Annotated in this window: 16 protein-coding genes; 8 read left to right on the plus strand and 8 right to left on the minus strand. The window is 64.8% G+C overall.

What is annotated here, in order from left to right; all coding sequences use genetic code 11:
* Positions 1-7: 7 nt before the first annotated feature.
* Both Q0603_RS00325 and Q0603_RS00330 read left to right on the plus strand, forming a co-directional pair.
* Positions 8-499, plus strand: coding sequence for an ABC transporter permease subunit (locus Q0603_RS00325; RefSeq protein WP_298720618.1), 492 nt, complete (start codon positions 8-10; stop codon positions 497-499).
* 1 nt (position 500) lies between these two features.
* Positions 501-1178, plus strand: coding sequence for an amino acid ABC transporter permease (locus tag Q0603_RS00330; RefSeq protein ID WP_298720250.1), 678 nt, complete (start codon positions 501-503; stop codon positions 1176-1178).
* Positions 1179-1193: 15 nt separating this feature from the next.
* Here the strand turns inward: Q0603_RS00330 and Q0603_RS00335 are convergent, their stop codons facing one another.
* Together Q0603_RS00335 and Q0603_RS00340 are read right to left on the minus strand one after the other, a co-directional pair.
* Positions 1194-1679 carry a cell wall hydrolase gene (locus tag Q0603_RS00335; RefSeq protein ID WP_298720253.1) on the minus strand — a complete coding sequence of 162 codons (486 nt, stop codon included), beginning with the start codon at positions 1677-1679 and terminating at the stop codon, positions 1194-1196.
* A gap of 64 nt (positions 1680-1743) precedes the next feature.
* The gene (locus Q0603_RS00340; protein ID WP_298720256.1) at positions 1744-3063 is read right to left on the minus strand and encodes a deoxyguanosinetriphosphate triphosphohydrolase; all 1320 of its coding nucleotides are present in this window, start codon (positions 3061-3063) and stop codon (positions 1744-1746) included.
* 132 nt (positions 3064-3195) lie between these two features.
* Between Q0603_RS00340 and Q0603_RS00345 the strand changes: the two genes are divergently transcribed.
* The 5 genes from Q0603_RS00345 (at position 3196) to Q0603_RS00365 (ending at position 8729) form a co-directional block, all read left to right on the plus strand.
* Entirely contained in the window at positions 3196-4920 is a 1725-nt protein-coding gene (locus Q0603_RS00345; RefSeq protein WP_298720259.1) for a PAS domain-containing sensor histidine kinase, read from the plus strand.
* 104 nt (positions 4921-5024) lie between these two features.
* Positions 5025-6005, plus strand: coding sequence for a tripartite tricarboxylate transporter substrate-binding protein (locus tag Q0603_RS00350; protein WP_298720262.1), 981 nt, complete (start codon positions 5025-5027; stop codon positions 6003-6005).
* Entirely contained in the window at positions 6005-6481 is a 477-nt protein-coding gene (locus Q0603_RS00355; protein WP_298720265.1) for a tripartite tricarboxylate transporter TctB family protein, read from the plus strand. The genes Q0603_RS00350 and Q0603_RS00355 overlap by 1 nt, the downstream gene beginning before the upstream one ends.
* A 1-nt stretch (position 6482) precedes the next feature.
* Complete coding sequence (locus Q0603_RS00360) at positions 6483-7997, plus strand: tripartite tricarboxylate transporter permease (RefSeq protein ID WP_298720268.1); 1515 nt, start codon at positions 6483-6485, stop codon at positions 7995-7997.
* A gap of 261 nt (positions 7998-8258) precedes the next feature.
* Positions 8259-8729 carry a PaaI family thioesterase gene (locus Q0603_RS00365; RefSeq protein ID WP_298720271.1) on the plus strand — a complete coding sequence of 157 codons (471 nt, stop codon included), beginning with the start codon at positions 8259-8261 and terminating at the stop codon, positions 8727-8729.
* Here Q0603_RS00365 and Q0603_RS00370 read toward each other — a convergent pair whose 3' ends face one another.
* Positions 8730-9602 (minus strand): hypothetical protein, encoded by an 873-nt coding sequence (locus Q0603_RS00370; RefSeq protein WP_298720274.1) that lies wholly within the window; start codon positions 9600-9602, stop codon positions 8730-8732.
* 274 nt (positions 9603-9876) lie between these two features.
* On the opposite strand from Q0603_RS00370, the gene Q0603_RS00375 reads away from it, so the two are divergent.
* A complete protein-coding gene (locus tag Q0603_RS00375) occupies positions 9877-10638 on the plus strand; it encodes a transporter substrate-binding domain-containing protein (protein WP_298720277.1) in 762 nt (253 codons plus the stop codon).
* An 81-nt stretch (positions 10639-10719) separates the two neighbouring features.
* Here the strand turns inward: Q0603_RS00375 and pnp are convergent, their stop codons facing one another.
* From pnp to infB, 5 genes are all read right to left on the minus strand, one after another.
* Positions 10720-12873 (minus strand): polyribonucleotide nucleotidyltransferase, encoded by a 2154-nt coding sequence (gene pnp / locus Q0603_RS00380; RefSeq protein ID WP_298720280.1) that lies wholly within the window; start codon positions 12871-12873, stop codon positions 10720-10722.
* 265 nt (positions 12874-13138) lie between these two features.
* Positions 13139-13408: a 30S ribosomal protein S15 gene (rpsO, locus tag Q0603_RS00385; protein WP_298720283.1), complete on the minus strand. Its 270-nt coding sequence runs from the start codon at positions 13406-13408 to the stop codon at positions 13139-13141.
* A gap of 18 nt (positions 13409-13426) precedes the next feature.
* Positions 13427-14299 carry a tRNA pseudouridine(55) synthase TruB gene (gene truB / locus Q0603_RS00390; protein WP_366132429.1) on the minus strand — a complete coding sequence of 291 codons (873 nt, stop codon included), beginning with the start codon at positions 14297-14299 and terminating at the stop codon, positions 13427-13429.
* A 29-nt stretch (positions 14300-14328) separates the two neighbouring features.
* Positions 14329-14808: a 30S ribosome-binding factor RbfA gene (gene rbfA / locus Q0603_RS00395; protein WP_298720289.1), complete on the minus strand. Its 480-nt coding sequence runs from the start codon at positions 14806-14808 to the stop codon at positions 14329-14331.
* Between the two features lie 33 nt (positions 14809-14841).
* Positions 14842-17706 (minus strand): translation initiation factor IF-2, encoded by a 2865-nt coding sequence (gene infB / locus Q0603_RS00400; protein ID WP_298720292.1) that lies wholly within the window; start codon positions 17704-17706, stop codon positions 14842-14844.
* Positions 17707-17760 lie beyond the last annotated feature (54 nt).

The raw sequence follows: 17760 nt of genomic DNA on the forward strand, positions 1-17760 counted from the left end.
GCTGCCGATTGTTGCCTTCGTCGACATCATGCGCGCCCTGCCGCCGCTGGTCGTCATCATCATCTTCTTCTTTGCCTTCCCGCTGATTGGCCTTGCCATGTCCGCCTTCACCGCGACCTGGCTTTCCCTGTCGCTGGTTCTGGCGGCCTATGCCGAGGAATGCATCTGGGGTGGCATCTTGAGCCTGCCGCGCGGCCAGGCTGAGGCGGCGCGCTCAACCGGCCTGACCTGGTGGCAGACCATGCTGTATGTGATCCTGCCGCAGGCCTTCAGGATCGCGGTGCCGCCGCTGACCAATCGCGTCATCGCCATCAGCAAGAATGTCGCGCTTGGCTCGGTGGTGGCGCTCAGCGAGGTGCTGAACAACGCTCATTCCGCCACCAGCAATGCCGGCAATCCGACGCCGCTGACCATGGCCGCCGCGGCCTATCTGGTGATCTTCATTCCCGTCATCCTGGCGGCACGCCGCCTGGAAGCCCGCTGGCAGTGGAAGATCTGAGATGGACGCCATCCTGCACAACTTCTTCAACATCGGCGTCTTCCAGGAGGTGCTGCCGTATCTGCTGCAGGGCCTGCTGACCACTGTTGGCCTGTCCGCCCTGGTGATCCCGCTGGGTCTGGCAGGCGGGCTGTTCGTCGCGCTTGCCGGGACACAGACCGAAAACCGCCTGATCCGCGTCCTGATCGCGGTCTATGTCGACGTATTCCGCGCCATGCCGCCGCTGGTGCTGCTGATCTTCATCTATTTCGGCTTTCCGTTCCTGGGGATCGAGCTGCCCAAGCTGCTGGCGGTTGCGCTCGGTTTCCTGCTCAACAATGCCAGCTATTACGGCGAGATTTTCCGCGCCGGCTTGCTGGCCGTGCCGCAGGGCCAGATGGAGGCGGCGCGCTCCACCGGGCTGACGCGGCTGCAGGCGCTGACCTATGTCGTGGTGCCGCAGGCGACCCGCAACGTGTTGCCCGATCTGATCGGCAACAGTATCGAAGTGGTGAAACTCACCACCTTGGCCAGCGTGGTCGCCCTGCCGGAACTGCTGCGTGTCGCCCGCGATGCCCAGTCGCTGCTTTACAATCCGTCGCCGATTGTTCTGGCAGCCCTGATCTACCTGGCTCTGCTCTGGCCCCTGGTCCGCCTGCTCAGCCGGCTGGAACACAAGAACATGGTCGGCCGGCACTGAGTAACAAAGGCTGCATCAGCGATAGAAGATGTGATCGCCGATGCGCATCAGCCGCTTGCGCTTGCCGCCCCAGTTTGGCTTCACCTTCGCGCTGTGAAAGAACAGCGCCCCGCCGGTAGGATCGCGGCTGCCGCCCTGCATGGCTTCCTGCGCCACGTCGAGCGCCATGGCCCATTCGTCTTCGCTTTGCGGCCGGTCGGTTTTGCCGTCGCAATACCAGCTGAACTGGCAGCGTCCCTTGGCCGTGTCATCTTTTTGCGAGATCACGCCGCAGATCGTGCTGGGGAAATGCTCGCTCCTGGTGCGGTTGAGCACCGTATGCGCGATGGCAAGCTGGCCCTTGCGGCTTTCCGTCTTGCCTTCCCAATAGACAGCGAGCGCCAGGCATTGCGTCTCGTCCTGCAGCAGATGCGGCGCAGCCGGCTGCGTTTTGGCAAATACCGGCCACAGCGCCAGAAGGAAGGCGCCGCAGGCGATCTTCGGAAGCGCCCCGTGCGTCACGCCAGGCATCTCCGCGTGGACTGAATGCGAGGCGGGAAATCGTTGTCGATCTGCATGTCACGCCCTATTGCAAGCCGCGCAAGCGCTGGAACTGCTTCAACGCATAGGAATCCGTCATGCCACTGATGAAGTCGGTCACCGACAGCAGCCATTCGTAACGGCTGGCAGTTGCCTTCGGCGGCTGCGGCATCAGGCGCAGTAACGCCTTCTGGCGCGGCGCCAGCGCCTCCAGCCTGCCGCCGGACCGCTCGAAATCAAGATGCGCCGAGCAGAAAGCCTCCAGAAGGCTGGTCAGGATCTCGCCGCCCATCACTTCGGTCTGGAAACGCTCGCGTGTTTCGAAAATGCGCTTCCGCGTGAAGGCGGCAATCTCATCGAGCTGGGATGCAACCGGCGTTTGCGCCATCAGATCGCCGGGCATCTTGCCTGCCATGATGAGGCTTTCCTGCGCGAGGAAAACCTCGACGGCAAAGTCGATCAGATCGCCGATCGCCTTGGCGCGCAGATAGGCGATCTTCCACGGCTCATCGGAGATTTCCTTGTAGCGCGGCGGCTGACGGCGCAGCAGGGCAAGCAGCCTTTCTTCAGCTTCCTCGAAACGCAGGCGGCCGAGCTTGTAGCCGTCCTCGATATCGACCACCGAATAGCAGATGTCATCCGCCGCCTCGACCAGGTAGGTCAGCGGATGCCGCGCATAGCGGTCCTGCCCCAGCCGCACCAGGCCGACGGTTTCCACCATTTCCTCAAACAGCGCGGTCTCGGCCGCGAAATGACCGAACTTGCCTTTCGCCGGATCGGCGGCCAGCGAGCCGAAGGGATATTTCATGAAAGTGGCCAGGGTGGCGCAGGTCAGCCGCAGGCCGCCTGCGTCGCGCCAGTTCTGCAGCCGGGTCATCACCCGGAAGCCCTGGGCATTGCCTTCGAAATGCAAAAAGTCGCGGCGCTGCTGTTCCGACAGGGGCTCCAGCAGGGAGCTGCCGGGACCGGAGCGGAACCAATGCTGGATGGTCGCCTCGCCGAAATGGCCAAAGGGCGGATTGCCGATATCATGGCCGATGCAGGCGGCCGCAACGATATGGCCGAACTCGGCAGCGCTTAAGCCCGCGAGATCGGCGCCATGACGCTCCACGATGACCTGGCCGACCTGCGCACCGAGCGAGCGGCCGACCGAGGAGACTTCCAGCGAATGGGTCAGCCGGTTGCGCACATAATCGCTCTCGGGGAGCGAATGAACCTGGGTCTTGTCCTGGAGACGGCGGAAGGCGGAGCAGAACACTACCCGGTCCCAGTCCTTCTGGAATGGATTGCGCGCCGCGGTGACCGGTTCGGCGCTACGATGGCCAAGCCGCTGGGCCGACAGAAGCTGGGACCATTGCATCGTCATGCGCGCACTTTGAAGACAAGAAGACCGCCTTTCAAGCACTTGGCCGCAGCCGCTCGGCCACGCACAGTTTTTGATTGAAATATTATCGGTTAAAACCCGAAGATATGACGGTCAGGGAAGCAGGCCACCAGTATGAACACCCCCATCATTGCCGCGATCGCGACCGCCGCGCCCCTGGTCGTTGCCCTGCTTTGCGTCTATGTGCTCCGCAAGCTGGATGGCGGCCGCCACCTGTCCTTCTGGGCCATCGCCCATGCCGCGCTGGCGGCCGGCATTGCCGTGGTCGGCTTCGTTCCGGCAAGCGCCCGCGACCTGCTGCCCTGGCCTTTGCTTGCCGCTGCCACGGCTTCCACGCTGATCTGGTCCGTGCTGCTGGTCGCCGGCATCCGCGTGCTGCTTGGAAAGCCTGATCGCCTTGGCCATGCGCTGCTGATCGGCATCGGGCTGACCATCGTTGTCAGCATCGTGCAGCATCTCTATCCATCCCTGCGCCAGCCCAGCGCATCGGCCGTGACTGGCGCCATCGTGCTCTATGGCGGCGCGATGCTGATCTGGCAGCGCCATTCGGTGCTGTATGTCGGCACCGGTATTCTGCTGCTCTATCGCGGCTTGCAGGCTCTTTATGTCGCCACCCTGCTGGCGGAACGCCAGCAGTCGCTCGACCTGCCGCTGGCTCTCTCTATCTTCACCAATCTTCTGACCGGCCTCGGCCTGATCATGATCGAGCTGGACAATGCCCGCCGGCGTGAGGGCCAGGCACGCGAGACCGAGCGCGATACCCGCCAGTTTCTGGAAACCGTGCTGGACAGCATGCCGGCGACGATGACCTACAAGGACACCAACCTGCGCTATCGCATCGTGAACCGGCAGATGCGCGCGCTGCTGAAGCCTTATGGCGAGGATGTCATCGGCCGCACCTGGTCGGAGATCGCCGGCGCCGATGTCGCCACAGTCGTGGAGGACATCGACCGCCAAATCCTGAAGACCGGCGAGCCGACGCATATTGAGCAAGGCTGGACCGGGCCGGACGGAAAGCCCGTGGTGATCTGGGCCCTGAAGATGCCCTTGCGCGATTCAGCCGGCGACATTCAGGGCGTGATCACCTGCGGCATCGATGTTACCCGGCTGAAGGAAACCGAAATCCAGCTGATCGAGCAGCGCGAGGCTGCCGAGGCCGCCAGCCGTGCCAAAAGCGTCTTCCTCGCCAATATGAGCCATGAGCTGCGCACGCCGCTCAATGCCATCATCGGCTTCGCCGAGATGATGATGAAAGGCTATCTCGGCCAGCTTGCCGGACAGCAGCAGGATTACGTCACGCATATCTATCAGTCCGGCGAACATCTCCTGCGTCTGGTCAGCGACCTGCTCGATCTGTCGCGGCTGGAAAGCGGCAAGCTCGATCTGAACATCGTTGATTGCGACTTCGACCGGCTGGCCGAGGCAGCCCTGGCGATGGTCGAGCCGCAGGCGCAGCAGGCGCAGGTGAAGCTGGTCTTTGCGCCGACCAAATTGACGGTGCGGGCGGACGAACGCGCCCTGACGCAGATCCTGGTCAACCTGCTGGGCAATGCCGTGAAGTTCAACCGCCCGGACGGCAAGGTCGAAATCAAGGCCTCGATGATGCATGGCATCCTGCGGATGACCGTCGAAGATACCGGCATCGGCATGAGCCCTGCCGAAAGCCGCGCCGCGATCCAGCCGTTCCATCGCGCCGATGTCTATCGTACACGCGCCAATAGCGGCGCCGGCCTGGGATTGTCGATCTGCCGCAGCCTGGTCGAGTTGCATGGCGGCCGGCTGGAAATCCGCAGCCAGCCCGGCCAGGGTACCAGCGTCGAAGTTGCATTGCCGGCCTGATACCCGCCCGCATCGCCGCCAAGGTCACCGCACGCCCCTTGCCTTCGTGCCTGCGACGCGTCACAAATTCGGTAAACCATAAACAATCGCCAGGGAGAGAAACCATGATGCAACGCCGCGATTTCATCCGTATGGCGCTTTATGGCAGCGCCGCGCTGTCTCTGCCCATGGCATTCGGCCGCAGCGCTCAGGCCCAGGCCATCGACACGCTGAAGCTGTTCGTTCCCGCCAATCCCGGCGGCGGCTGGGATCAGACCGCGCGCAGCATGGAGCAGGCGCTGAAAGCCGCCGGACTGATCAAGGGCGCGCAGGTCACCAATGTCGGCGGTGCGGGCGGGGCAGTCGGCCTGCCGCAATTCGTCAATCAGTGGAAAGGCCAGGGCAACGCGCTGATGGTCGGCGGCATGGTCATGGTCGGCGCGCTGATCGCCAACAGGTCGCCGATCAAGCTGACTCAGGTGACGCCGATTGCGCGGCTGACCGGTGAATATCAGGTCGTCGTGGTGCCGGCCAATTCGCCGCACAAATCGATGCAGGATCTCATCGCCGCCTTCAAGGCCGATCCCAGCAAGGTCTCCTGGGCCGGCGGCTCGGCAGGCGGATCGGACCATATCCTGGCGGGCATGATTGCGAAGGCATCCGGTGGCGATCCGAAGAAGGTCGCCTATGTCGCCTATCCGGGCGGCGGCCCGGCCCAGGCAGCGCTGCTCGGCGCGCAGGTGACCTGCGGCATTTCGGGCTATGGCGAGTTCGGTGAGCAGATCAAGGCCGGCAAGCTGCGCGCGCTCGGCATCTCGGCGGACAAGCGCCAGCCAGGCATCGACATCCCGACACTCAAAGAGCAAGGCGTGGATGTCGAGCTGGTCAACTGGCGCGGCGTCTTCGCGCCGCCCGGCGTGAAGCCGCAGGATCGCGACGCGATGATCGACCTGATGGCCAAGATGAATGACAGTCCCGCCTGGAAGGAGCAGCTCAAGGCCAAGGACTGGACGCCGCTTTTCCTCGCGGGCGATGACTATGCCAGATATATCGAAGCCGAGAACAAGCGGATCGAAGGCATCCTGACCGAACTTGGCCTGGCTTGATGCGGCGGCTTGCCCGGCCGGAGGTGCTGCTGTCCCTGGGCGTCATCGCGCTGGGACTGGTGGCGCTGGATCAGACCTGGCGGATTCCGGTCTCGCCGCTTTATGCCAAGGTGGGACCAACCGCGATGGCCTATGCCGCCAGCATTCTGCTGCTGGGCCTGGGCGTCGCGTCGCTCATCCAGGCCTGGCTGGGCCGCTGGCAGATAGACGCCGAGGCAGAAGCCTCTGAACCGGTGCAATGGCGCAGCGTCGGCTGGCTGCTGGCCGGTCTGGTGCTCAATGTCGGCCTGATCGGCCCGCTTGGCTTCGTGCCGGCTTCGGCTTTGCTGTTTGCCTGCACGGCGCGCGCCTTCGGCAGCTTCCGTCCCTTCCGCGACCTGCTGATCGGCGCCGTGTTTGCCGCCATCGCCTATTTCGGTTTCGCCAAGCTGCTGGGCATCAATATCGGGGCAGGCCTATTGGAAGGATTGCTCTGAGATGGAAACGCTCGGCTTCCTTGCCGATGGTTTCGCCATCGCGCTGCAACCGGCCAACCTGCTCTGGGCCTTGCTGGGCGTAACGCTGGGCACAGCCGTCGGCGTTCTGCCCGGCCTCGGCCCGGCGCTGACTATCGCGCTGCTGCTGCCGATCACCTTCAGCGTCCCGGCCACCGCCGCCTTCATTCTGTTTGCCGGCATCTATTACGGCGCGATGTATGGCGGCAGCACCACCTCGATCCTGCTGAATACGCCCGGCGAAAGCGCCACCATCATCACGGCGCTGGAAGGCCACAAGATGGCGCGCCAGGGCCGCGCGGCGGCCGCCCTGGCGACGGCGGCAATCGGCAGCTTCGTTGCCGGCACCATCGGTATCCTGGGACTGACCTTTCTGGCGCCGCCGCTGGTGGAACTGGCGCTGCAATTCGGACCGGCGGATTACTTTTCGCTGATGGTCGTGTCCTTCATCGCGGTTTCTGCCGTGCTGGGCAGTTCGGTGCTGCGCGGCCTGACGTCGCTTGGCCTGGGACTGCTGCTGGGCCTTGTCGGCATCGACATGCAGACGGGACAGCCGCGCTTTACCTTCGGCCTGCCGGAACTGCTCGATGGCATCAACGTCATCGTCGTCGCGGTCGGCCTGTTCGCGGTGGGCGAGACGCTTTATCTGGCAGCGCGGCCGAAATACCACGGCAGCATCGCCCCGCTGAAAGGCCGCGGCTGGATGACGCGCAGCGACTGGGCGCGCTCATGGAAGGCCTGGCTGCGCGGCGCGGCACTCGGCTTCCCGTTCGGCACCCTGCCGGCCGGCGGTGCCGAAGTGCCGACCTTCGTCAGCTATTACGTCGAGAAGAAACTCTCCAAGCATCCGGAAGAATTCGGCCATGGCGCCATCGAAGGCGTGGCTGGCCCCGAAGCCGCCAACAATGCTTCCGCCGCCGGCGTTCTGGTGCCGATGCTGGCCCTTGGCCTGCCGACTTCGGCCACCGCAGCGATCATGCTCTCGGCGTTTCAATCCTATGGGATCAATCCCGGGCCGCTTCTGCTGCAAAGCCAGCCAGAACTGGTCTGGGGCCTGATCGCTTCGCTGTATGTCGGCAACGTGATCCTGCTGATCCTCAACCTGCCGCTGGCCGGGCTCTGGGCCAAGGTGCTCGCCATTCCGGCGCCATGGCTCTATGGCGGCATCCTGGTCTTCGCCACCATCGGCACCTATGGCATCAGCCAGTCGCCGATCGATCTGATCCTGCTCTACATCATTGGCGGCATGGGCTATCTGATGCGGCGCTTCGACTATCCGACCGCGCCGGTGATCATCGGCATGATCCTTGGCCCCTTCGCCGAGCAGGAATTCCGCCGCGCGATGACGATCTCTGGCGGCGATCTGACGGTCTTCGTCACCCGGCCTTTGAGCTTGACCCTTCTGATCATTGCAGCAGTTCTGTTACTGGGGCCGATCCTGCTGCGCCGCCGGATGGTGCAGCGGCGATCACCTTTTCGCCATCATCATGACAATTGACGCTACGTGATGGTCGTCACTGTAAACGGGACAGCGCATCCCTATATTCAATCCTGCGAACGGAATGATGAAGCAGCGTCTTCTTTTCGCACTGGGACGGAAGGATGAAGCAGCATTTTTCCGTCCCGCATTTCCTCCCCGATGAATCCCCCCAAACTGAGGGACGATCGCAAGATCGTCCCTCTTTTTTTGCCTGCAATATCCGGTTTGCTGTTCCGGCATGGCTTGTCTTCCGCGCGCGCATGGGTCATCAAGACCGTCATGGTTCGCAAGAAAACATCCCGTCCTGCGGCATCCCGCCGCTCCCCTCCCCATCCCGTGCCGCCAGGCTTTGTCACCTTGCCGCCGGTCTCAGCCTTCTTCGCGACATTGGGGAAGGTTTATGTCAAAGACGCCGGCGACGGCACTGCGCCGGTCTATGGCCTGCATGTGCGCCCCAAGCATGCCAACCGCCACGGCACTGGCCATGGCGGCTTTCTCGCCACCCTGGCGGACACGTTCATGGCAGCCTTCGTCCACCACCAGCGGCCGGAGATCGGCACGATGTGGACCGTGCGCCTGACCATGGAATACAAGCGCCCGGCACCGATGGGCGCCTGGCTGGAAGGTCATCTCACCGGCATCGAGCGCGAGGGCGATTTTGTCACCGCCCATTGCGAATTGCGCGCCGGCGATGTCGTCACCAACAAGGCGACGGCGGTCTTCAAGGTCATCGACAAGAAGAGGGGCTGATCAGTTGCCGCGTCGGCAGAAGATGGCGCGGCCGGACGCCTCTTCGAGCCGCAGCTCGTCGCCGCGCCGGGCCGCGCCCCAGCCATTGCCGAGATAGTCGTAGCGCGAGCCGCGCGGCTGCCGCGCCAGTACGACCGGATCTTTGCCCGGCGGCGCCACCACCAGCGTATCGGCCGAGCCGAGAATGGCAAACAGGCTCTCCTCCTGGCAGCGGAACACGATCTGATCGCCATCGCCCGCCAGGCGGCGGGTATCGGCCGAGGGACCGGACGGCTCAGGGATCTGTACCAGGCTGAAGGCTGAGCCCTGCCGCTCGCTCCAGGCCGAGCGCGTGACCGAAACCCGCTGCATTGCAGCCTGAGCATGCTCGGTCGCGATCCGGATGTCGGTATCGCTCGGCTCCATCACGCGGCCGTTGATCACCTTGCTGCCATGGCTGTAGCGGCCCTGCTGGAACGACAGATCCAGCTCGACATTGACAAGCTCACCCGCCGGGCCGGCGGCTGCATTGCGGCGCTGCGAGCGTTCGGCGTAATGCATCAGCGCGCCATTGTAGAAGTTGAAGATGGTATTGGCTGTGCCGCCCTCGTTGAAACTGCGCCATTCGACAATGCGCTCGGGCTGGCCGTTGCGGACGGCGGCTTCCCATTCGGTCTCGCTGCCGGCCTCGGCATAGCGGCCGCGCACAATGGTTGCCCCTTGGGTGATGTCCTCGACGGGACTTTCCATCAAAGTTTCAGCCGGCGGCGCACTGCTTCGGTCCCGGACGTTGAGGCCTTCGGTCTGCGCGGCGGCAGTTGCCTGCCAGGCGCAGGCCAGGATGAGCGAGAGGCCGGCAAAGCGCCGCATCGGCTTGGTCCACAGATCGAGCATGGCACCGCGCCTCCTCTGGCTAATTTGCTTCTGGCTAATTCGCGTCTGGTTAATTCGTTCAATGGCCCCCATGGCTTGCAGCAAATCGTTTAAAAGCGGCAAGAATCGGGCGAGAAGCCTATTCTGCACGACCATCGCATAGGATGCGGCTTTTTACCGCATGACCATCGCGTGACGTGCATCCCCCTGGAAGGGAAAGAGGGGGAAAGTTAAGGATTTTACGTCTATCTTCACCAAGCCGATTTACTTCAGCCGATTCACCGGAGTGTCCGCCTTGCTCAAGGCATGTCATGCCGTCTTTGTCCGGCTGATCCCTGTCTTCCTGCTGTTTGCCGGCGCTGCCGCGCCGCAGAGCAAGGCCCAGACAGCCGTCGCGCAGATCGTAGGCGCGGCGCGGCCGCCTTACGTCGTCGACCGCGATGGCATCGCCAGCGGACCGGCGGTGGAGCTTGTTCAGCTTCTGGCCCGCGATGTCGGCATTCCGCCCCAGGTCCGCATCATGCCCTTCCAGCGCGCCGTGCGGTCCCTGGATCAGGGCGACACGATCTATCCTGCCCTGCTGCGCACGCCAGCCCGTGAAAGCAAGTATGTCTGGATCGGCGAGGTCTTTGCCGACCAGGCTGTATTCTACACGCGCGCTTCTGCGCCAGTCGTCGATGATCTGGACAGCGCGCGGCAACTGAAAAGCATCAGCGTGATGCGCGGCTCGGAGCTCACGGCTCTGCTGCAGTCCTTCGGCCTCGATACCGTCGAACATAACAATTCGGAAATCGACAATGCGCGGCTGCTGCGGGCAGGCCGGATCGATGGCTGGTTCACATTGCGCGCGGTTGGCCGCGCCACCTGGCGGGAACTGGGCTACGCGCCCTCTGAGCTGCGCAGCGGCAAAAGTTTCGCCGTCATGGCCTTCTGGATCGCGGCTTCGGCCAACCTGACGCCTGCGCTGATCGAGCGCCTGCGCGCAGCTTATGCGAAACGCCGCGCCGATGGCAGCTATGCGCGGATCATGGTGCCGCTGCATGAGCCGCTGCTGTGATCGCATGAACTTTATCCGATCCGGTAAAGCAAAAGGGCCGGGATTGCTCCCGGCCCTTTCATGTTTGGCTTGCGCCCGGCCTTACTCGGCCTGCGCGGCGCCTTCGGCGTCGGCGGCTTCGGCCTTCGGTTTCAGCGACAGATCCTCGCCGGTGGCCTGATCGACCACCTTCATCGACAGGCGGACCTTGCCGCGCTCGTCGATGCCGAGCACCTTGACGCGGACTTCCTGGCCCTCCTGCACAACATCGCTCGGCTTGTTGACGCGCTTGGGCGCCATTTCCGAGACATGCACAAGGCCGTCGCGGCTGCCGAAGAAGTTCACGAAGGCGCCGAAATCGACGATCTTCACGACCTTGCCCTTGTAGATCATGCCGACCTCGGGCTCGGAGACGATCGACTTGATCCACTGCACCGCCGCTTCGGTGGCGGCAGTGTCGGAGGACGCGATCTTGATCGTGCCATCGTCTTCGATGTCGATCTTCGTGCCGGTCTTCTCGACGATCTCGCGAATCACCTTGCCGCCGGAGCCGATCACTTCGCGGATCTTGTCCTTCGGCACGGTCATCGTGGTGATGCGCGGCGCATTTTCCTTCACGCCCGCGCGGGTCTCGGTGATCGCCTTGGCCATCTCACCCAGGATGTGGATGCGGCCCTCGCGAGCCTGGGCCAGCGCCACCTTCATGATCTCCTCGGTGATGCCGGCGATCTTGATGTCCATCTGCAGCGAGGTCACGCCCTGGGCGGTACCGGCCACCTTGAAGTCCATGTCGCCGAGATGATCCTCGTCGCCGAGGATGTCCGACAGCACGGCATAGCGGTCGCCTTCCAGGATCAGGCCCATGGCGATGCCCGCCACCGGCGCCTTCAGCGGCACGCCGGCATCCATCAGCGACAGCGAGCTGCCGCAGACGGTGGCCATCGAGGAGGAGCCGTTCGACTCGGTGATCTCCGACACGACGCGGATCGTGTAGGGAAATTCCTCCTTGCTGGGCAGCAGCGGACGGATCGCGCGCCAGGCCAGCTTGCCGTGGCCGATTTCGCGGCGGCCCGGCGAGCCGATGCGGCCAGCTTCACCGACCGAATAGGGCGGGAAGTTGTAATGCAGCATGAAGCTTTCGCGATACTCGCCTTCCAGCGCGTCGATGATCTGCTCATCCGTGCCGGTGCCAAGCGTGGTGACGACCAGCGCCTGGGTTTCGCCGCGGGTGAACAGCGCGGCGCCATGGGCGCGCGGCAGCACGCCGACTTCCGCCACGATCGGACGCACCGTCTTGGTGTCGCGGCCGTCGATGCGCAGGCCGGTATCGAGGATGTTGAAGCGCACGACCTTGGCTTCGAGATCCTTGAAGGCGTCGGCGATATCGACCGGATCGGCCTCGCCTTCGGCGAACAGCGCCTTGGCCTTGGCCTTCACCTCGGCGATCTTGGCGTAACGCGTCTGCTTCACCTTCTCCTGGTAAGCGACGCGCAGCTCGGCCTCGATGCCAGACTCAGCCAGCTTCTTCACGCAGGCCTCATAGCCGGTGCGCTCGGCCAGCGGCATCGGCTCCTTCGCGGCGCGCTCGGCCAGGCCGATGATCGCCTCGATGACCGGCTGGAACATCTTATGGCCGAACATCACGGCGCCCAGCATGACGTCCTCGGGAAGCTGCTGCGCTTCCGATTCCACCATCAGCACCGCATCGGCCGTGCCGGCGACAACCAGATCGAGCTGGCTGTTCGGCTGCTGCTTGGCGGTCGGGTTCAGCACGAACTGGCCATCGATATAGCCAACGCGGGCGGCGCCGATCGGGCCCATGAACGGAATGCCCGACAGCGTCAGCGCCGCCGAGGCGCCGACCATGGCGACGATGTCGGGATCGTTCTCCATGTCATGTGCCAGCACGGTGGCAATGACCTGCGTCTCGTTGCGGAAACCCTCGGCGAAAAGCGGACGGATCGGACGGTCGATCAGACGGGAGACCAGCGTCTCCTTCTCGCTCGGACGACCCTCGCGCTTGAAGAAGCCGCCCGGGATCTTGCCGGCGGCGAACGCCTTCTCCTGGTAATTCACGGTGAGCGGGAAGAAATCCACGCCCGGCTTCGGTGACTTCGCGGCCACGGCGGTGCACAGCACGGTGGTTTCGCCATAGGTCACCATCACGGCGCCGTCGGCTTGGCGGGCGATCTTGCCCGTTTCAATGACGAGCTTGCGCCCGCCCCACATCAATTCAGTTTTGTGGATGTTGAACATATTGACCTTCTTCCTCCTAAGACATCGTGGTCCCTGACCGACGATGCCCGGCGGGACGGCGCCCATCGCCTCCCGCCCGGCCAGCGCGACTGATCGTCAGCCGCACATGGCGAACCGGCCGTCGAGCCCATCCCGACACCCGGCCTGTCCGGAACACGCCATAAAACCAACGCCCGCCACCGGCATTCGGTGCCGGAGGCGGGCGAGAAAAGTCGTGTCCGGTTTACGGCTGCTGACACTCACTGTCGGTGCAGCAACCATATCCTTACTTGCGAAGACCCAGACGCTGGATCAGCGCATCATAGCGCGGCGCGTCGGTCTTCTTCAGATAATCGAGCAGGCGGCGACGCTTGCTGACCATCATCAAAAGGCCCCGGCGCGAATGCACGTCCTTCTTGTGAGTCTTGAAATGCTCAGTGAGGTTGTTGATACGCTCGGTGAGCAGGGCCACCTGGACTTCCGGCGAACCGGTATCGCCCTTCTTGGTGGCGTATTCAGACAACAGAGCGGACTTGCGCTCGGCAGTAATCGACATCGGTGTTTCTCCGCGACATCATAGGTTGAACAAACGCAGCGGCCTGACTTCATCGGCGGAACGCTCGGCCATGCCGACGGCCTTGCCATCTGCCATGACCAGGAGTTCTCCTTCCGGGGGAAGTCCGGGGGCCGCAACCGCGATCCGTATCGACTGGCCATGCCTGAGGCGTTCAGCCTGAGGGCCGGTCACAACCAGGGCCGGGATGTCGTCCAGCGCGGTTTCAACCGGCAACAGATACGCGTGCGCGGCGTCCTTGTGGCATAGATCGTCCAATGAATCCAGCGAAAAAGCCCGGTCTTCGCTAAAGCGGCCGACACGGGTGCGGCGCAGGGCGGTGACATGCCCGTAAGTGCCTAACGCCTCTCCCAAATCCCGCGCCAGGGCCCGCACATAGGCGCCCTTGCCGCAATCCACCTCGAAAACGGCATGATCGGCGTCGGGCAGGTCTATGAGGCGGATGGCATCGATGCGGATCGGGCGCGGCGCAAGCGCGGGCGCATTACCGGCCCGGGCCAGGTCATAGGCTCTGGCGCCGTCCACCTTCAGCGCCGAATAGGCCGGCGGACGCTGCATGATTTCCCCGGTAAACCGCGGAAGAATGGCCTCGATGGCGGTGCGGTCGGGGCGGCTGTCCGAGCGGGCGATCACCTCGCCCTCGGCATCGTCGGTGGCCGTGGCCGCTCCCCATTGGACAGTGAAACGGTAGGTCTTCCCCGCTCCCATGACGTAGGCGACGGTCTTGGTCGCCTCGCCCAGCGCAATGGGCAGGATCCCTGTGGCCAGCGGGTCGAGCGTGCCGCCATGGCCGGCCTTCGCAGCCCCGGTCATGCGCCGCACCCGGGCCAGGCATTGCGTGGACGTCAGGCCCAGCGGCTTGTCGACGATCACCCAGCCATGAACCGGCCGGCCCTTACGCTTCATTCGGTTTCGGACCCGTCTTCGGGCTGATCCTGTTCGGAATCAGCCTTTCGCAGATCGGCCTGCACCTGCGGCGAGCGCAGCAGGCGTTCGACCCGCTCGGCTTCATCGAAGCTCTCGTCCAGCTTGAACGAAAAGCTCGGCGCCAGGCGCAGATTGATGCGCTGGGCCGCCTCGGTGCGAATATAGGCCTGCGCGCGGTTCAGCGCCGCTATGGTCTTCGTTGCATCTTCGCCGCCCAGCGGCATGACGAAGGCGGTGGCATTGCGCAGATCGGGGCTGACGCGCACCTCGGTCACCGTGATCGCGGAGGCGCCGCTGATCAGATCCGGATCGCGGAAATGGCCGCGCAGCAGAATCTCGCTCAGGATATGGCGCAGTTCCTCGCCGACGCGCAGCTGGCGTTGGCTGCGGCCGCCCGGCATCTCGCCGCGCATGCTGCGCGCGCCGCTGCCGGCCGCGCTCCTGCGTCGCGCCATGTCTTTGCTCTCCGTCCGGCTATGGCGCGCGGCTTACAGCTCGCGCGCCACGGTCTCGAGTTCGAAACACTCGATGACGTCGCCCTGCTTGATGTCGTCGTAATTCTCGAACGACATGCCGCAATCCATGCCCTGCTTGACCTCGCGGACATCGTCCTTGAAGCGCTTGAGCGTCGACAGCTGGCCTTCGTGGACCACCACGTTGTCGCGCAGCAGACGCACCTTGGCGCCGCGCTTGACCAGACCCTCGGTGACCATGCAGCCCGCGACCTTGCCGACCTTCGAGATGTTGAACACCTCGCGGATCTCGGCATAGCCGAGGAAGCGCTCGCGCACTGTCGGCGCCAGCATGCCGCTGAGCAGCGCCTTCAGATCATCCAGCACGTTGTAGATGATCGAGTAGTAGCGGATGTCGACGCCGTCGCGCTCGGCCAGGTCGCGCGCCTGCTTGGAGGCGCGGACGTTGAAGCCGATGATGGCGCCCTTCGAGGCCGCCGCCAAAGCAACGTCGGATTCGTTGATGCCGCCGACGGCGCCATGCAGGATGCGCACCGCGACTTCGTCGGTGCTGAGCTTGTTGGCTGCCGCGACGATGGCTTCCAGCGAGCCCTGGACGTCGGTCTTGACGACGATCGGCAGTTCCTTCTGCTCGCCGGCCTTGATCTTGGCGAACATCTGATCGAGCGAGCCGCGCGCCGAGACGACGGTCTTGGCTTCGCGCTGCTTGCGCTCGCGGTACTCGGCGACCTCGCGGGCGCGGCCTTCATTATCGACCACGACGAATTCGTCGCCGGCTTCCGGCGTGCCCTGCAGGCCGAGCACTTCGACTGGCACGGCAGGGCCGGCCACGGCGACATTCTTGCCCTTGTCGTCGATCAGCGCGCGCACACGGCCCCAGGAGGTGCCGGCAACGAAGACGTCGCCGACATGCAGGCTGCCGCGCTGCACCAGCACGGTGGCGACGCTGCCGCGGCCGCGCTCCAGCTTGGCTTCCACCACGACGCCTTCCGCCTTGCGGTCGGGATTGGCCTTGAGGTCGAGGATTTCCGCCTGCAGCAGGATCGCTTCTTCCAGCGCATCCAGGCCCTGCTTGGTCTTGGCCGAGACTTCGATCGACTGCACGTCGCCGCCCAGCTGCTCGACCACGATCTCGTGATTCAGCAGCTCCTGCCGCACCTTCTGCGGATTGGCCTGCGGCTTGTCGCATTTGTTGATCGCCACCACGATCGGCACATTGGCCGCCTTGGCGTGGTGAATGGCTTCCACCGTCTGCGGCATGACGCTGTCATCGGCAGCGACCACCAGCACGACGATGTCGGTGACCTTGGCGCCGCGGGCGCGCATCTGGGTGAAGGCCTCGTGGCCTGGCGTGTCGAGGAAGGTGATCGCCTTGCCCGACTTCAGATGCACCTGATAGGCGCCGATATGCTGGGTGATGCCGCCGGCTTCACCGCTGGCCACGTCGGTCTGACGCAGCGCGTCGAGCAGCGAGGTCTTGCCGTGGTCGACATGGCCCATGACGGTGACGACCGGCGGACGCGGCTTGAGCGCGTCTTCCGGATCCTTCTCGCCGCCCAGCCCCAGCTCGACATCGGATTCCGCCACGCGCTGCACGCGGTGGCCGAACTCGCTCACCACCAGCTCGGCGGTGTCAGCGTCGATGGTCTGGTTGATGGTCGCCATCACGCCCATCTTCATCAGCGCCTTGATCACGTCGACGCCGCGCTCGGCCATGCGGTTGGCGAGCTCCTGCACGGTGATCGTCTCCGGGATGACCACGTCGCGCAGAATCTTCTGCTGCTGTTCGGTGCCCTGGTGATGGGCGCGCTTCTCGCGCTCGATGCGGCGGCGGAACGACGCCACTGAACGCACGCGCTCTTCCTCATCCAGCGCGCTGGTGATGCTCAGCTTGCCCGAGCGGCGCTGGGCGCCATCGCGGCCGCGGCCCGGCGTCGCCTTGGGCGCCACAGCCTTGGCGCCGCGGCGCTTGGCGCCAGCCTCGTCATCCTCATCCTCGATGACGCGGCCCGCCGGTGCGCCCGGCGAGGCCGGAGAGCCAGCCGTCGTCTCGGGCGTGGCCAGACGGCGCGCGGCCTCGGCTTCAGCCTTCTTGCGCGCTTCTTCCTCAGCCCGCTTGCGCGCCTCTTCCTCGGCCTGGCGGCGCAAGGCGGCTTCGCGTTCGGCATGGACGCGCGACAGCTCGTCCTGGCGGCGGCGCATATCCTCTTCGGCCGCACGGCGCATCTCGCCAACGCGGCTGCGCAGCAGCGCATCGCGGGTGCGCGCGGCCTTCTCTTCCTCGGTCAGCGACTTCAGGACCATGCCGGTCGGACGCTGCGGACGCGAAGCCTGACCGCGATCGCGGCCCGGGCGCAGTTCGCCGGTCGGCTGTGCGGTCATGCGCGGCCCCTGGCGCGGCGCTTCAGCAGGACGCGGCGGCTCGGCCGGACGCGGCGCGGCCGCCGGAGCGGCAGCAGCAGTTGTCGCGGGCTCGGAGGCAGTTTGGGGTTGCTCGGCCGGCCTGGCAGCTTCCGCCGCCTTTGCAGCCTCGGCCGCGCGGGCGGCAGCCTCGGCAGCCGCCTTGGCCTCATGCTCGGCCAGGATCTCGGCGCGCGAGGGAACATGGACCGTCGGCGCGGGGGCAGCCGGCTTCGGCGCCGCGGGCGCAGCCGGCGCAGCGGGCTTGGCAGCCGCCGGCGCTTCGGCGGCCGGAGTAGCGGCCTTGGCGGCGCCCGGCGGCACGATCGTGCGCTTCTTGCGGACCTCGACGGTCACCGCCTTGCTCCGGCCATGGCTGAAGCTCTGCCTCACCTGGCCGGTCTCGACGGTCTTCTTCAGCTCCAGCCGCTTGGGCCGGGCTGCCGTCTTGTCCTTGTCCTGCTCGTTCACGTCGCTCATCTAATCCGCTTCCGCCTACCGCTTGAAAACTACCGCTCACCTTGCCCGAGGCGC

It is taken from the genome of uncultured Ferrovibrio sp., assembly GCF_937960835.1.
Classification (GTDB): domain Bacteria; phylum Pseudomonadota; class Alphaproteobacteria; order Ferrovibrionales; family Ferrovibrionaceae; genus Ferrovibrio.

What these genes read in the sequence shown, in the direction of transcription:
- pnp (WP_298720280.1), bottom strand. Translation starts at nt 12,873, where the DNA reads ATGTTCAACATCCACAAAACTGAATTGATGTGGGGCGGGCGCAAGCTC.
- Q0603_RS00350 (WP_298720262.1), top strand. Translation starts at nt 5,025, where the DNA reads ATGATGCAACGCCGCGATTTCATCCGTATGGCGCTTTATGGCAGCGCC.
- Q0603_RS00365 (WP_298720271.1), top strand. Translation starts at nt 8,259, where the DNA reads ATGGTTCGCAAGAAAACATCCCGTCCTGCGGCATCCCGCCGCTCCCCT.
- Q0603_RS00330 (WP_298720250.1), top strand. Translation starts at nt 501, where the DNA reads ATGGACGCCATCCTGCACAACTTCTTCAACATCGGCGTCTTCCAGGAG.
- Q0603_RS00370 (WP_298720274.1), bottom strand. Translation starts at nt 9,602, where the DNA reads ATGCTCGATCTGTGGACCAAGCCGATGCGGCGCTTTGCCGGCCTCTCG.
- Q0603_RS00360 (WP_298720268.1), top strand. Translation starts at nt 6,483, where the DNA reads ATGGAAACGCTCGGCTTCCTTGCCGATGGTTTCGCCATCGCGCTGCAA.
- rpsO (WP_298720283.1), bottom strand. Translation starts at nt 13,408, where the DNA reads ATGTCGATTACTGCCGAGCGCAAGTCCGCTCTGTTGTCTGAATACGCC.
- infB (WP_298720292.1), bottom strand. Translation starts at nt 17,706, where the DNA reads ATGAGCGACGTGAACGAGCAGGACAAGGACAAGACGGCAGCCCGGCCC.
- Q0603_RS00345 (WP_298720259.1), top strand. Translation starts at nt 3,196, where the DNA reads ATGAACACCCCCATCATTGCCGCGATCGCGACCGCCGCGCCCCTGGTC.
- Q0603_RS00340 (WP_298720256.1), bottom strand. Translation starts at nt 3,063, where the DNA reads ATGACGATGCAATGGTCCCAGCTTCTGTCGGCCCAGCGGCTTGGCCAT.
- Q0603_RS00355 (WP_298720265.1), top strand. Translation starts at nt 6,005, where the DNA reads ATGCGGCGGCTTGCCCGGCCGGAGGTGCTGCTGTCCCTGGGCGTCATC.
- rbfA (WP_298720289.1), bottom strand. Translation starts at nt 14,808, where the DNA reads ATGGCGCGACGCAGGAGCGCGGCCGGCAGCGGCGCGCGCAGCATGCGC.